This is a genomic window from Arthrobacter sp. AL12, assembly GCF_029960645.1.
In the GTDB taxonomy this organism is placed as follows: Bacteria; Actinomycetota; Actinomycetes; order Actinomycetales; family Micrococcaceae; genus Arthrobacter.
The window spans coordinates 163,347-178,076 of sequence record NZ_JASBQY010000004.1 but is presented as its reverse complement, the minus strand read 5'-3'; the positions used below and the strand labels follow the sequence as shown (position 1 = coordinate 178,076).

Annotated in this window: 17 protein-coding genes; 12 read left to right on the top strand and 5 right to left on the bottom strand. The window is 52.7% G+C overall.

The features are described 5' to 3' along the window. Window positions 1–847: 847 nt before the first annotated feature. From QK291_RS06905 to QK291_RS06890, 4 genes are all read left to right on the top strand, one after another. A complete protein-coding gene (locus QK291_RS06905) occupies window positions 848–1,120 on the top strand; it encodes a hypothetical protein (RefSeq protein ID WP_282380331.1) in 273 nt (90 codons plus the stop codon). Window positions 1,121–1,297: 177 nt separating this feature from the next. Continuing rightward, on the top strand, window positions 1,298–1,492 hold the full coding sequence (locus QK291_RS06900) for a hypothetical protein (RefSeq protein WP_282380329.1): 195 nt from the start codon (window positions 1,298–1,300) through the stop codon (window positions 1,490–1,492). 1,423 nt (window positions 1,493–2,915) lie between these two features. Further along, entirely contained in the window at window positions 2,916–3,131 is a 216-nt protein-coding gene (locus QK291_RS06895) for a hypothetical protein (RefSeq protein ID WP_282380327.1), read from the top strand. A 92-nt stretch (window positions 3,132–3,223) separates the two neighbouring features. Further along, window positions 3,224–3,553 carry a transglycosylase SLT domain-containing protein gene (locus QK291_RS06890; protein ID WP_282380326.1) on the top strand — a complete coding sequence of 110 codons (330 nt, stop codon included), beginning with the start codon at window positions 3,224–3,226 and terminating at the stop codon, window positions 3,551–3,553. 590 nt (window positions 3,554–4,143) lie between these two features. Here the strand turns inward: QK291_RS06890 and QK291_RS06885 are convergent. From QK291_RS06885 to QK291_RS06870, 4 genes are all read right to left on the bottom strand, one after another. Further along, entirely contained in the window at window positions 4,144–4,743 is a 600-nt protein-coding gene (locus QK291_RS06885; protein WP_282380325.1) for a hypothetical protein, read from the bottom strand. Between the two features lie 140 nt (window positions 4,744–4,883). Continuing rightward, window positions 4,884–5,615 carry an MT-A70 family methyltransferase gene (locus QK291_RS06880; RefSeq protein WP_282380323.1) on the bottom strand — a complete coding sequence of 244 codons (732 nt, stop codon included), beginning with the start codon at window positions 5,613–5,615 and terminating at the stop codon, window positions 4,884–4,886. Between the two features lie 12 nt (window positions 5,616–5,627). Further along, on the bottom strand, window positions 5,628–6,467 hold the full coding sequence (locus QK291_RS06875; protein ID WP_282380321.1) for a BglII/BstYI family type II restriction endonuclease: 840 nt from the start codon (window positions 6,465–6,467) through the stop codon (window positions 5,628–5,630). Window positions 6,468–6,530: 63 nt separating this feature from the next. Further along, window positions 6,531–7,328: a BglII/BstYI family type II restriction endonuclease gene (locus QK291_RS06870; protein ID WP_282380319.1), complete on the bottom strand. Its 798-nt coding sequence runs from the start codon at window positions 7,326–7,328 to the stop codon at window positions 6,531–6,533. A gap of 70 nt (window positions 7,329–7,398) precedes the next feature. Here QK291_RS06870 and QK291_RS06865 point away from each other — a divergent pair, with 70 nt between their 5' ends. Genes QK291_RS06865 through QK291_RS06830 form a run of 8 tightly spaced genes read left to right on the top strand, consistent with a single transcriptional unit; the run spans window position 7,399 to window position 14,093 of the window. Next, a complete protein-coding gene (locus QK291_RS06865; protein WP_282380317.1) occupies window positions 7,399–7,896 on the top strand; it encodes a terminase small subunit in 498 nt (165 codons plus the stop codon). Then, entirely contained in the window at window positions 7,871–9,169 is a 1,299-nt protein-coding gene (locus QK291_RS06860; RefSeq protein ID WP_282380315.1) for a PBSX family phage terminase large subunit, read from the top strand. Before QK291_RS06865 ends, QK291_RS06860 begins: the two co-directional genes overlap by 26 nt. A 21-nt stretch (window positions 9,170–9,190) precedes the next feature. Further along, window positions 9,191–10,510 carry a DUF935 family protein gene (locus tag QK291_RS06855; RefSeq protein WP_282380313.1) on the top strand — a complete coding sequence of 440 codons (1,320 nt, stop codon included), beginning with the start codon at window positions 9,191–9,193 and terminating at the stop codon, window positions 10,508–10,510. After that, on the top strand, window positions 10,485–11,294 hold the full coding sequence (locus tag QK291_RS06850) for a hypothetical protein (protein WP_282380311.1): 810 nt from the start codon (window positions 10,485–10,487) through the stop codon (window positions 11,292–11,294). Before QK291_RS06855 ends, QK291_RS06850 begins: the two co-directional genes overlap by 26 nt. A 50-nt stretch (window positions 11,295–11,344) precedes the next feature. After that, window positions 11,345–12,499 carry a phage protease gene (locus QK291_RS06845; protein WP_282380309.1) on the top strand — a complete coding sequence of 385 codons (1,155 nt, stop codon included), beginning with the start codon at window positions 11,345–11,347 and terminating at the stop codon, window positions 12,497–12,499. 16 nt (window positions 12,500–12,515) lie between these two features. Further along, on the top strand, window positions 12,516–12,914 hold the full coding sequence (locus QK291_RS06840) for a hypothetical protein (RefSeq protein ID WP_282380307.1): 399 nt from the start codon (window positions 12,516–12,518) through the stop codon (window positions 12,912–12,914). A 27-nt stretch (window positions 12,915–12,941) separates the two neighbouring features. Further along, on the top strand, window positions 12,942–13,835 hold the full coding sequence (locus tag QK291_RS06835) for a Mu-like prophage major head subunit gpT family protein (RefSeq protein WP_282380305.1): 894 nt from the start codon (window positions 12,942–12,944) through the stop codon (window positions 13,833–13,835). 18 nt (window positions 13,836–13,853) lie between these two features. Further along, a complete protein-coding gene (locus QK291_RS06830; RefSeq protein WP_282380303.1) occupies window positions 13,854–14,093 on the top strand; it encodes a hypothetical protein in 240 nt (79 codons plus the stop codon). A gap of 56 nt (window positions 14,094–14,149) precedes the next feature. Here the strand turns inward: QK291_RS06830 and QK291_RS06825 are convergent, their stop codons facing one another. Continuing rightward, on the bottom strand, window positions 14,150–14,719 hold the full coding sequence (locus QK291_RS06825) for a hypothetical protein (protein WP_282380301.1): 570 nt from the start codon (window positions 14,717–14,719) through the stop codon (window positions 14,150–14,152). Window positions 14,720–14,730 lie beyond the last annotated feature (11 nt).

Genomic DNA, 14,730 nt, shown 5'->3' with positions numbered 1-14,730 from the left:
AAAGCCGCCCAAGATGGGCGGCTTCTTTTGTGTGGAGTGTGTTGGTTGTGTTGTTGTAACTGAGTGGGAGGAGATCCCAGCGGCATCGCTGCCGCATCCATAGAAGGTGCGAGATTATCAGCGAGTTGACCCAAGCTAGTAATCTGCCCTGATTGTAACACTAAACTTTCGGGCGGGGCAGATAGATTTTGCGTTTAGCGTTTTCTTTTAGGTCGGCCAGGATTGAGGACTTAGGACGCGGCATGACTAGAACTGGTACTTGTATGGTCCGGAATAGCGAGAGTGGTTTTTGTGTAGGTGTGCCCATTGCCCCGTATTATGCTGGATGGCTATCTTTTTGCCTAGTGTGTTTTTGTAAGATTGTTCACTTTTTTATTGACTTATAGGCGCGACGCTTCATAATGGTGAACAGCTTTACACGCTTCTTGCGATGCGAGTAGAGCCATACAGTTAGACTAGGGATTTCAGACAAAGGAATACCCACTATTTCTAGTGGGTGATACACGCTTCTTGCTGGCCTTGATTATGAACCATTACGTCGATTGTGTAAATACTTTTACAGAGAATTGTTCGGAGATCATGTATAAAAACTCCATGAATGAACTTGCTAGTAGCGCTAAACCCAGGCTCTGATACATTGCCCCCTATCACGTCAACCTGGTCTATGCGGTGCTCACAAGTAGTTCGGCGGTATCACTGAGTAGGTTGGGAAGCCAAAAGGTCATAGGTACCAGTTGTAAAGCGCCAGTCAGCCCACTACCCCTAGAGCTAGGGAAGGGGGGCCCTATGGTAAGAAGCCGACTAAGTATCTGAGCATAATAACAGCAGTCAATGGAAGGAAGGTGATATGGATGAAGCAATAAGAACGTGTGTGGTGTATAGGACAGAAGCGCAGCAGTTGAAGGCTGACCTCGAAAAGAGCAACTATAACAATGCTGACGAGCCGCAGTTTGAAGCATGCGTGTTCTCTGATGGTTCCACGGCTCAACGATGGCTTACAGAGACAGGTTCAATGGTTTGGTGGGACAAGTGGGAGTCTTTATGCAACGTCCATATATACGCTCATCCTGACTACGGCACAAAAGTTATTTGGAGTGACGGCAAGGTTGAACAACTATGAGTGAGCCAACGTGTGACCTATGTGGCGATGTAGCTCCACATGGTGATGAGCGCAACAACTGGATCGGTTATCATCACTCTTGGTATCACCGTTTTTGGTACTGGATAAAGGGCACTACAAGACGATAGCTATTGACGACCACCACCCAAAAGCGCATTATCAGGACAAATGAGTGAAATGCGTTCTATCTACGGCGAACTTCAATCAACAGGTGACTACACCACGATGGACGATGAGGCGCTCTTCAATAGGGCTTTGTACTTCGCGCAGCTGGAGCAAGCAGGCAACCTTACCCCTCGCGCCCAGGGCGACGTGCAGAAGATCCTGGGCCGGCTCACCTTCGAGATCATGATGCGGGACCAGGTGGAATGAGCGAGCACGAGCCTGCGGATAATTCCCGGCTCGAAGCTTATGTTGATCGCCTATATGAAGATTCAGATCGGATCATCGTAGAGCTGTTTAGTCGCTTTGTAGACCGTATGCGGATTGAGGCGTCTGAATAAGCAAAAGAATCTTTCGTGATATGACCCCTATAGAGCGCTAGTTATCCACAGCTTTACGTAAAAATAGTATTGCTTATTATGACGATGTGTGTTTAACTATAAGCAGTTCAATAAGAACTAGCACATAAACAATTCAACCATTCATGCGCACCCTTCAGGGGATGCTGGATAAAGCGAAAGCTGGCGGCGCAATACCGCTCACCGGGCATGGTAAGAATCCTTAGAGCCTCTGACGAGTGCGCATGAAAGAATATCGTTTACATTTATGTCGAATAGCTTCATAATGTCATACATGGATAAAGACTGTATGTTATCCGCCTCACCTCCTTCTACAAAAGGATATGCAAGGCGAAATGTGAAGATAGACGGGGTATGGAAGCTCAGACTGCTTCACCGCGAGATGTATATAGCCCTAGTGGGAGATATACCGGACGGTCTAGTTCTGGATCATCTGTGCGGCAATCGGATCTGTATCAATGTTGATCATCTTGAACCGGTTACCAACGCAGAGAATCTAAACAGAGGCAAGGGCGCTAACGTGTATGGAACCCACTGTAACAACGGGCATGATCTGAGCATTGTAGGGTACGCATCCTACAAGCCGGGATCTCGAAACTGCAAAGAATGTAAACGAATACGCAACACTGCTTGGGCTAATCGCAATCGCGAGCGAGTTAGAGAAATAAGTCGTAGCTCGTATCATCGTCGTAAGCTTATGGAACGAAGCGGTTGAACTGAGAACATTCACAATTCATACAGTTACATGGACATATAAGTGGCGGAATAGGTAGACGCTTAGGACGTTGGTAAGGAGTATCACCAGTGGGACTCTCTCTTCGGATAGAGACTTCGGTGCCTTCAAGTATCTCCATGCAGGGTGACTATACGAGTACCAAAATGATAGCCATAAATAAATTGGAGACAATGGCTGGCGCTCCAGCTCGGCAAATCCCTGCCTTATATGTTCAACACGGCTACATGAGTGTCCAGTGCAACGATAACGCTTTTCCTACGACGGTATGAAGGGGCGACGAGTTATCTGCTTGTGTAGTCAGCTAGTAGTAGGGGCGTAAACGTAATCTATGACTCTAAGTCAATTTACCCTGTGAAGTGATTACAGCAACTAGCCAGTAGGAGAGTGATTCACAGTCTTACTACTAGCAGCCATGTAACTGTATGAACCTGTAGGTCCAGTTCTGAGTAGGTGATGCCCACCCTTACCTGCTCGGAACTGGCTCTATAAGCCAAACAAACATATATAACGCCCACTATGGGCAAGGGTAAGAAAAATCATGACAAGCAAAGAAGCAGCACCAAAACCACAAGACGTCCCAGTACCTAAGACAGTGAACCGAACCACGTTCATCCTGACGATCGCACTGACGTTCTTCACGACATTGGTAGTCGTCACCGTCGCTAACTGGTTCCTGTACACGAACATCCATAGCGAGGCTCGCGCAGCAGTCGTCCAGGACATGACATTGGTTTCAAAAACAGTCGAGCAGTAGTCGCTACCAGCGCTGTTCCAATAACGACGGTAGCAACGCCAGAGCTTCCAGTTGAAGCACCAGAACCAAAGACGGTTGATGAGCCGGTAATCGTGGCAGAACAGCCACAGCCGGCCCCACCGCAAGCCACAGGCAGTGTCGAAGAGATCGTTCGTGAAGCAGCTCGTAAGTTCGGCCTGGATGAGAACCACTTCGTCAGTATCGCCATGTGTGAGTCCACGATGAATCCTGCTGCCATCAACTACGGGTATAGCGAGAACGGCAACCCTAGCGGTCTCTTCCAACACCTGTCTGGCTACTGGCCGGCACGAGCTGCCAAGTACGGCTACCCAGGGGCAAGCGTCTTTGACGCGACGGCAAATGCCAACGTAACTGCTGGGATGTTCAGAGACGGGGCGAGCAAGCTCTGGGAATGCAAATAGAAGATCTAAGAGGGCCATGCGAGAGCCCTCTTAGATCATAGGAAACTAATAAGGAAAGAGAAGGTGATGCGTAAAAATACAATTGGTTTGATTCTATTGATAGCCCTAATAGCAGCCTGGAGCTTCGTAGTGGGCCATGCGGTCCGTTCATTGGAAAGTCCCGGCAATGAAGCGGCCTCGTCCGTAACCACATCCATACGGCCCACAGAGCGTGTCCCTGGCATCCTCGCAGCGGTGAACGAGTACCGATCAACCAAGCACCTGTCACCGCTAGTCCTGAACGACAAGCTCAACAGCTCTTCACAGGCTAAGGCTCACGACTTAGTGACATCCCAGTACTGGAGCCACATAGCACCTGACGGCCAGACACCCTGGGATTTCATTCAAGGGGCCGGCTACGACTACCAGACAGCTGGAGAGAACCTAGCTAAGTGCTACGACTCAGCAGATACGGTTGTGACAGCCTGGATCGCCAGTCCAACTCATCAAGCAGTGCTCGTGGCTGATTACGCAGACGCAGGGTTCGGTCTACAACACAATGACCGGGACAACTGCGATTACGTGGTTGGACACTTCGGGACGACGCTTCGCTAGTAGCAGCGCATCGAATCAACGCGTATGGTCTTCCCATTACCAGATAGATCGGTGAAGTCCAGTTGCGCCTGTTCTTCATAGTGAAGCGCTCCCGTTGTCCGAACGGCGTTATAGACGGATACTCCGGTGGACGATAAGAAGCTGACGTTTACACTCAATCCCCTGGGACAGCCGTCAGGCTGCTTGGTAGTGGTGACAACCATGGACGCGCAGGCATTGCGTCCGGGACACGTATAGCGTTCGGTTGGCATGGCGTAGTACAGGTAGTCAGAGACGTAGGTCCAGTCGCCTTTCTCCATAGCTACCCGATCAGCTTTTGCGGCATCCTTGAGGGACTTATCCATGGCAGTCGCGAGGTCTTTGATCGAGCGATCCAGGTCAGCCTCGGCTTTCGCCTTAGCCGCCTTCTGCGATGCTTCTGCCGACCGACTGGCTGCGGCGCTGACTGATGCCGATGCACTGGCTTCCGCTGCGGCGTTCATTGAACTAAGTGCGATAGAGCCGACGACTGCGGCGCCAATTGCCAGAATGCCTACCACCGCAATAACTATTTTCCACCAGAGCCCGCCTTTGCGCTTCGGTGCTGCCTGCTGCATGTCAGGTTGCTGGTACGTCATTGTGCTGCCCCCAATGTCTGATGAAGATATGGCCGCAGTCTATCTACAAGGGGCGACATTACACGCGCAAAAGAAAAGCCATGCCGGAATGTGACTCTCCGACATGGCTTTCACTTTTATTACTGGCGAACTAATTCTTCGATCTCGGCGATCTCGTAGTCGTCAGACTCTTCATAGACGACAACAGGACGCTCGATGGCGCCGCCTTCATAGCCCTTGTGGACCTTACCGCGGACCTCGTCTTCTGATTGGGCTTCATTACCCCAGACGTGCCAACCATCACGAGGGTAGCGAGCAAACATCTCCAGGCGCGGACCAGGCGAGCAGCTCTCAATGAAGTCGTACTGTTCATCAGGCTTACGAGAGTGTTCGCGCTTGCGCGTCTCAATCATGTTTACCTGGCTGCGAGCCGGCGGCAGCGTACGCATGGAGCCACGAACACCGAACAGCAGAATCTCGGTGACGTTGCGGAAGTAGAAGCCCACGCCGCGACCATCCGGGCCGCCGTCTTTACGACGCTTGGCCCAAATGACGTTGCTGACATACCGGAAGCCCCAAGCCTTCATGACTTCGAGTCCTTCAGGCAGCAGTGCATTCGGAACCCACAGGTAGAGGTGCGCGTTCTTCGACATGGTCTCGCCAACAGGAAGCGCCATGATCTCGTCAAAAGACATGGTGTCGTAGCGATCGAGTCGGCGGTGTTCAGGAGCTACTTTGCCGGTGCGGTTCGTGAAGCGCCAGGGCGGATCGGCAAGGACCGTCTGGAAACCTCCCTCAACTGTAGGCAGGGGGGTGAATGGCGTCGGAGAGACGTCAGCACGCAGGGGGGCAGGGCGGGGGGTGTTAGTCATGATCAGGCAATTCTAGTCGTTGTTCGTGTGCTCTTCTTCGACCGACTCGAGTACCTCGTCGATCTCCTCGTCACTCAGCTCAGCCTTACCACCCTTGGCCTTTTCTCGCTCTGCTTTGGCTTTGAGATACGCCTCATAGAGTTCGTCGACCGTGGTGTGCTCTTCGCCAGGGCGAGGTACGCCCTTGCCTGCCCACGTCGTTTGAGTCATGCCGATGCCGAGGAGCGGGCAACCACCCGAGTCACCACGCGTCATACGGTCTTCCAGCTTGGCCATATTCGTGGTGGTACTCGTTCCCAGGCGACGGTACGAGTCGGGGCTCTCCAGATCTTCGCCTGCCAATCGTCGGATACCTGCGTGATCACGAGTGATCAGAGTCGTTACGTCAATGAGGCCCATGTCATACAGGGAACGGTAAGCCGCCAAGTCACGATCCAGGTTGCCGTCCTTGGCGTTCCACTCAACATCAATGGCCACGCGATCCTTCATGTTGTCCACTTCAAAGCCGGGGTTGACCACACTGGTGTTCATGAACTCAACGTCGTAGGTCTTCGCGTTCATGCTGGCTTTCATCTGGCCCAGGAGCTTTGACTCCGTTGTAACGCGTACGGCTCTCCACCCGAGCTCTTCGAAGTGCTTGTCCAACCGGTAAGCGATCTTGCCGCGGTTACCGCCAGGGATGATGATGTCCGCGTCGTACAGCTTGAAGTCGCTGAGGACTTCAGCCAACTCCTTAAAGTGATCAGGGTTGCTGGCCTTGAAGACGGCCGCTGCGTTGCGGGTCTCGAGGAACGTATATCGGTCGAGTATGTCTTGCGAGAAGACGTCTTTGAATGAGTAGGTCAAGTCCATGTCGATGACTCTAGTAGTGACCGCCGACAAAGCTCGGACGACCACGCAAGAGTAGAGGCGAACCTAGCTCAGCTCTTCTTCATCCTCGGTCGTCTGGCCGGCCCTCGCTTCTCTAACCAGCACTTCGACGTCTTGGGGATGCAGGGTGAAAGCCGTCCCATCCCAAGTGGCGGACGAGACTCCCACGATGAGCACCGGGCAGTTGCCAGCCTCTCGCCGCTGAAGTCTGATTGCAGCTTTATCGAACGAAGTCGTTGTAGAACTGCTCAAGTCGATCGGCAGCCTTGTCCTAGGGTTCCCTCCGATAGATGCCTGATACTCGCCCCATACGTGCCGTGCCAATTCGAGCAGTGAGTGACGATCCTTGGTGATGATGACGGCGCCGTCGATGAGGCCATATTCGTACCAGGAGCGGTACGCAGCCAGGTCACGATCCAAGTTGCCGTCTTTTGCGTTCCACTCGATGTCGACGATCATCCGGCCTTTACGGTTGTCGACTTTGAAACCCTCGCTGAAGATGACTGGCGCTTCCTCTATGTGGGCAGTCTGATTGTCCTTGGGGCCGCTGATGTCTGTCAGGAAGTAGCCCCTTATCTCCGTATCAATCCGAGTCTCCTTCCAGCCCAAAGCCCGGAACCGGTCGTCCAAATCCTGTGCAATGTCCCCTTTGTTGCCGCCTGCTACAAGCCATGAGTTCGGCGATAGGTAGAAGTTTTCAAGTACATCGAGGAACTCGTTGTACTCATCACGAGCAACGGCGTTGAGTATGGCGGCGGCATTGCCGGTCTCCATCCACGCGTAGCGCCTAGCAATATGTTGTGGAACTACCCTCGTATTGGCGTAACTGTCGGTGAATTGCATGAAGCTGACCCTATACGGACTTGGTTGCCTCTTTTAAATTCGACGCGTTTGTGCATAAATAGGGGCACATATGGCAGACACTGACTCACCGGAACAACCAGCAGAGAAGAACAAGGGCGGACGACCGCTCAAGTTCAAGACCGTTGATGAGCTTCAAGTAGCGATCGACTCGTACTTCGATGCGTGTGATCCACATCTTGAGTCACGCCTGGTGGAGTCGGGTATCAACGAGCGCGGCGAGACCATCTTTGCCCAGCGCAAGGTAATGACAGAGCAGAAGCCGTACACCGTTTCAGGTCTCGCCAGGGCACTAGGTATCACTCGCGAGACGCTCGTCCAGTACAAGAACGGCGACCGGTTTTCTGACCCGGTGATGCTTGCTTACGAGCGTTGCCACGAATGGGCAGAGAATGCCCTCTACTCAAAGAGTGCCTCAGGCGCCTCCTTCAGCCTCAAGAACAACTGGGGTTGGAAGGAACGTCAGGAGATAGACCACACGACTGACGGTAAGCCTATGCAGGCGCTTGTGGAGATCGTCCGAAGTGGGGACCAACCAAGTAAGGATTAAGTTCCTCGAAGAGTATGAGGAGCTGTTCAATGAAGAGTGGCGCAACATCGTCTTCTACGGTGGCCGCGGCTCTGGCAAGTCTCAGCATGTCGCCCTGGCACTTATCCTTCGTGGACGGCAGAAGAAGCTGCGTATCCTGTGTACCCGTGAGCTGCAGAACACCATCGCTGATTCCGTGCACAAGCTGCTGTCCGACATCATCTACAACAATGGCTTTACTGACTACGAGATCACTGAGAAGTCAATTCGCAACACCATCACCGGTACCGAGTTCTTCTTCAAGGGACTACGGCATAACTCAACTGAGGTGAAGTCCACAGAAGGCATCGATATTGCCTGGGTGGAAGAAGCCCAGAGCATCAGCGAAGCCAGCTTGAAGGTCTTGATCCCGACGGTGCGTAAGCCAGGCAGTCAGCTGATCTACACGTTCAACCGTCAGAATGAGCTCGATCCTGTCTATGTCCGCTACGTGAAGGCAGACCGCCCCAGAACCTATGTCCGCAAGGTCAACTACGACGTTCTTGAACGTGCAGGACTGTTGCCGGCTGAGCTTCTGGAAGAGATGGAAGCAGACAAAGCAGCAAGCCTGGACCTCTACGCGCATGTCTGGCTCGGCGAACCAGTTACCCAGGCTGACACGGCAATTCTCAGCCGCACCGCAATCCTTGAAGCCATGGAACGAAGTGTGAGCTCAGAGGGTGCGATTGAAGTCGGTGTTGACGTTGCCCGCATGGGGGATGACCGCACGGTGTTCAAGATGCGCAAAGGGCTCAATGACATCGCCACGAAGTCCTACACCAAGTTGAGGACGACAGAAGTCTCCGACAAGCTCGAACTGTTCGTCGACTACGACAAGTCGGTTCTGATCAAGGTGGATGACACTGGCGTCGGTGGGGGAGTAACTGACGAGATGATGCGCAGAGGCTACCGCGTCATGCCGATCAACTTTGGTGCGAAGGCGTCTGACCCAGATAAGTATCCGAACCTCATCAGCGAAGCCTGGTTCTACTTAGCGAGTGTCATCGATACTATCCACATTGAGATGAACGACGACCTGCTAATGGAGCTATCCACTCGGCAGTGGAAGATGGATTCCAAAGGGCGCCGCGGTGTAGAAGGCAAAGCTGACTACAAGAAGCGCGGATACCGATCACCGGACAATGCTGATGCCCTCATTATGTGCTTCTACAATAACACGCCGCCACCTATCGATTCATATGACGATGACGACTATGAATCAATAACGTCTGGATTGCTAGACGAAAACTTCTAATTGTCGTACTTTTAGTAGTAGATGGATACAAAGAAACTTCAAACAAAAGAAATAGGAAATTCTGGAGTTTCTATTACTAGTGGCATTATCACAGGGGAAGAGTACAACCCAAAGCTGACGGGCAAGAAGGCGATTGACGCCTACGACCAGATGCGACGAAGCGATGCCACAGTGAATGCCGCACTGAATGCGGTGAAGCTTCCAGTCCTGAGCGCAGACTACGAGGTTGATCCAGCCTCCGACGATGACGCCGACAAGGAAGTCGCCGAGTTCGTCAAAGACTGCCTCTTTCACATTGTGGACTGGGACCAGTTCCTGGGTGAAGCCCTTACCTTCCTCGACTTCGGCCATGACGTGCATGAGATGGTCTTTGAACCGCGTGAGATCAACGGCACGCTCCGCATCGCCCTGGCGAAGCTGGGCTACCGCAAGCAGACGACCATCCAGAAGTGGGAAACCACTGAGGGCAAGCCCGGCATCCAGCAGCAGGACAACACTGGGCACACCTTCTCCATCCCAGCAGAGAAACTAGTCCGCTTCACTCACAAGCAAGAGGGTGACAACTATGAGGGAATCTCCCTGCTTCGCGCTGCGTACAAACACTGGTACATCAAGGACAAGCTGTACCGTATCGATGCCGTCGGCCATGAACGTCATGCACTGGGCATCATCGATGTCACTACGCCCATAGGTGCAACTGAAGCCGACAAGAAGAAGATGCGCACCTTGGTTCGCAATCTCCGCGCCAATGAAGAGTCCTACATCGAGCATCCAGAAGGCTGGCTCGTTCAGTTCCTCGATATGAAGGCAAACTCACTCAAGGACGTAGAACCGTCGATCAACCACCACGACCGCCAGATCATGAAGAACGTCTTGGCTCAATTCCTAGAGATCGGTGCATCAGGTGGCAGCGGCACTCGTTCCACTAGCGAGGACCATAGCCGGCTGTTTGAGCTTGCGGTTCAATCAGTCGCTCGACGTGTCGTGCAGGTGCTGCAGAACACTGTGGTTCGAACCCTTGTTGATCTCAACTTCACTGACCGTGAGTATCCAACGCTCCGTGTCGGCAACATCAGTGACGACAACATTCCTGTCCTGAGTGAAGCGATTAAAAAGTTTGTTGACGCAGGTGTGCTACATCCACACGCCAACGATGAGAACAGTACGCGCAAGATGATCGGCTGGTCCGAGCTGACTGAGGATGAGATTGAAGAGCTGGAGGCAGACAAACCGGCCGAATCTACCAAGACCGACGACGCTAAGGCCGATCTCGAAAAGGCCAAGGAAGTACACGCGTCAATAACGAGGCGGCTATATGGCAACACGTCAAGAGCTGCTTAGCGCCCGCGAACAACTGCGCGCTGCCATCTCAGGAGCCGAGGAGTGGCAGGAAAGCTACAAGGCGAGTCCTAAGACGTTCAAACAACTCCTCGCGCTTGAGGCGTCCTTAGAAACGGCTACAGGCGAGTATCTGCACGATCTATCGATACGAGCCGCTGAATCTGTGGACTGGAAGCAGTACCGCGCATCGATCAAAGCCGACGCTGGCCCCGTGGCTAACAACGACGATCCAGTCTGGAAGGAAGAGCAGATCCTTCTGACCGCTGCAGTCATCGACATCATCACCGACCTGGTGGCTACGGGAGCAATGGCAGGGGAGACGCTTTACGGCATTCCGACTGGCTACTCGACGCTTGAGTTCGCGTCCTTAGACGAAGCCATCATGCATGCTGCAAGGAAGCACACGGCGCAGATGGTTTCTAATGTCACCGACACTACTCGCAAGCTCATCCGTGAATCCGTGGCTAAGAGCATCGCCTTGGGCGAGACAGCCGACTTCGCAACAGTGCGCCTGATGAACGTCATCGACAACCCGATCCGAGCCCAGCTGATCGCACTGACCGAGCCAGTTAACGCATACCAAACAGGGCTGAAGCATTATGCAGTCCAAACCGGAGCAAAGGAAAAGACGTGGGATGGACTCAAAGGCGCTTGTCAGATCTGTTCCCCACTTATTGGCAAGACGGTTCCTATTGATGAGTTATTCATCCTGGCAAATGGACGAGAGCTAGATCGGCCAGCGGGTCATCCGCGCTGTAGGTGCAGTCTCATCTATAGCTATTAGCCAATTTCACCCTTGACTATATTGTTCGTCTAATCCAAATTAATAACTAGATGAAAACGAGCAAATCAATTCGATTAACGCAAAGGGTGCAAGCAAGCGTCAGTGGTGAGCTGCCACAAGAAATCGAATTGATCCATACTGGCTCGTGGAGAACGCCTTGGCACGGAGACTTCGACGTCACTGAAGCCGACATTGATGAGGCAGTTGGCCACTTTGACGCTGGTGTCTACCGCGTCCGCGGAACAGAGCCACTCCCAGGAACGCTTGATCACTTAGGTGGCGATAGCCCAGCGGCCTTCCGAATCAACGCCCTTCGTCGTGCCGGCGACCGGATGTTGGCCGCTATCGACTGGACGACACTCGGCAAGGAAAAGATCGAACGGGATGAGTACCGCTACATATCCGTCGAGTTCTACCCTGCATCGATGCCCTTCGAAAATCCAGAAGTCGAAGGAGAGATGCTGAAGAACGTGGTGACTGGGGCCACCCTCACCAACGATCCATTACTAAAGAAACTGAAACCGGTGATGGCCTCGGCCCGTGCCGGTGACGGCGATAAACATAAAGGAGAAACTATGACGCTAGAAGAAATTCGCGCGAAACAAGTTGCAGAGCTAACGGACGAAGAAAAAGCGTTCCTAGCCGAGCACAAGTCTGAGTTGACTGCTGAAGAGCTGAAGACCTACGGACTAGAAGAAGACGATGAAGCGGCAAAAGCTGCTGCTGCCAAGGAAGCCGCTGAGAAAGAGGCTGCGGACAAAGAAGCTGCCGACAAGGCCGCTGCTGAGGCTCAAGAAGCTGAGGCATCCCAAAAGCTGGAGGCCAGCGCAAAGAAGCTTGGTATCGACCTGAAGCAGCTCCAGGCAGACGCTAAGGCAGGCCGTGAAGCCAAAGAGCAACTAGCTAAGAATGAAGCTGTCCAATTCGTCCAGGCAAGCGTTGCATCTGGCCGAGTGAAGTCTGATCAGCAGGACAACGCCGTATCGCTGCTACTCGCATCCAGCGGCAAGCACCGTACTGCGCTAGAGGCATTCATCACCAGTTTGCCTGAGAACCCGATGCTCAAGGCAGAAGCGGGCAGTGGCAAGGGTGAAGCTGAGACAGAAGTAGTCATCACTGACGAAGAGAAGGACCTAGGTTCTGACTTCGGCAACAGTGCTGAAGACATCGCCGCGTTCAAAAAAGCACAAAGTGAAAGTAAATAAGAAAGGTCTATAGACAATGAGCAATCTAACTGCATCAAAAGCTGACGAACGACAAGAAGGCATCCTGATCGATGTGAAGCTTGCGGCCGTCAAGGTATTCAAGGGTTCAAACCTCAACTTCAACGCTGCCGGCTTCGCTACCAAAGCGGGCGACACAGCAAGCGAGAAATTCGCTGGACTAGCAATGGAAACAGTGGACAACAGCGCTGGCGCTGCCGGTGACAAGATCGTCCGCGTCTGGGTAGAAGGTGTCAGCTCGATGGGCTGTACTGGCGCTACTCAAGCATGGGTAGGCCAAGACGTCTATGCCGTCGATGACAACCTGGTCGCACTAGCTGCAACCACAACCAACGATGTCAAGGTCGGCAAAGTCGTTGGCTTCGTATCAGCAACCGAAGTACGCGTAAAAATCTAAGACGAATACAGAAAGGAAACATTTTAAATGTCTGTAATCACACGAGAACTGCTAGAAGCCCTTGATACGAACATCAAGGTCACGTGGCAAAAACGTTTCGAAGGCGCCCCAAACGCTGAACTTTGGAAAAAGATCGCTATGCCGATCAACAGTAAAAGCCTCAGCGAGAAGTATTCGTTCCTTGGCACCGTACCTGGACTCCGTGAGTTCAAGTCTGAGCGCATCCCTGGCACACTGTCTGGCTTCAACTATGAGATCAGCAACAAGAAATGGGAATCAACTCTTGATGTTGACCGCGATGTGATCGAAGACGACAGCACTGGCCAGATCATGCTTGCTGTTACCGGCCTAGCCACCAAAGCTGCTAAGCACTACACGATTCTGACTGCCAAAGCCTTCGAACTAGCTGCATCAACGCCAATCTACGACGGACAGAACTTCTTTGACGCTGATCACACCACTGGTAGCAACTACCTCGGTACAGCCAAAGCTCTTGACGCGACGAACGTTGCCGCTGCTGAGCTTCTGTTGAACAAGCAGACTGACGACCGCGGTGAGTACCTTGGCTACCAGGGAACAGCGATCATCTGTGGTCCTGAGCTATCAGCTGCAGCTAACAAACTGGTCAACTCAAAGACAATCGTTGAGGGCGGCGTCGCTGTCGACAACCCTAACTACCAACGCTACGAAGTCGTCGTCTTGCCTCACCTGGGCACCAACAAGACTTGGGCTGTAGCTGACCTTAGCGAAGGTCTTCTACCGTTCATCGTCCAGATCCGTGTCGCTATCTCACTAGTAGCGAAGACTGACTTGAACAGCGACCGTGCGTTCGACAAGGACATCTTCACTTGGGGCACACGCGCTCGTCACAACGTCGGGTACGGCAACCATCAGCTGATCGTAGGAGCTGTCGCCTCTTAGGAAGCGCAGTACTGACCTATGTATAAAGTCACCCTTCCACGAGAGTTCCCATACGAGCAGCGCATCCGTGCTGGCATCGTAGTGAACAAAGAGCATGGATACGAAGGCGAGCTCGCCGCCGAGCAGCTGAAGGCTATCAAGGCTGACAAGGTGTTCTCTGTCGAGAGGATTGAAACTGAAGCCGAGAAGCAAACCAAGGCAGAAACCGCTGCCAAGGCTGCCGAAGGGAAAACCAAGGCAGAAGCCGATAATAAGTAGCGGCAAGAAAACAAAAAGACCACCCAAAATAGGTGGTCTTTTTTGTTTCTGCTGGCTCAGTTGTGCACAGCGATCTTTGCTTTCGTGAGTTCAGTGAGCTCAAGCCGTGCCTTACGCAGATTGTTCGCTACCTGGTCGATCTCTGCCTCATTGACCTTGTTCGAATGAAGCGAGACCGTCTTGATTAGTATAGAGCGAACCTTCGTGGCTACTTCGTCGTCAGCGATCAGGAAGATAAGCGACGAAAGAGAAACAACCTCTTTGACCGCTTCCTGGGCCTGCTTTGCACCAGCCTCCAACTTGTCCATGATGCTGGCAAGAGCCTGATCTCTGTTCGTTCCTGGGGGGAGGGAACGAGCTTCAGGAAGAGCTTGACGAACGGTCCGCTCGGTCGAGTATCCCATCCACCAGTTTTCACCAGCCGCGTCGAGGGCCGCAACGGTTGACTTGAGCTCGGATAGTCTTGCCGTCTCTCGCTGATACTTCAACTCTTCATCGCGTTGTGCGACTTTTCTCTTGTCGGTCCACATTGCTATGAAAAACGAACCGGCGGAACCGATGACTATACCTAAAAGTGATGCCCACCAAGGTGCGGTTGCACTCGTGAGAAACCCCCATAAATCCAATTCTCATTCCT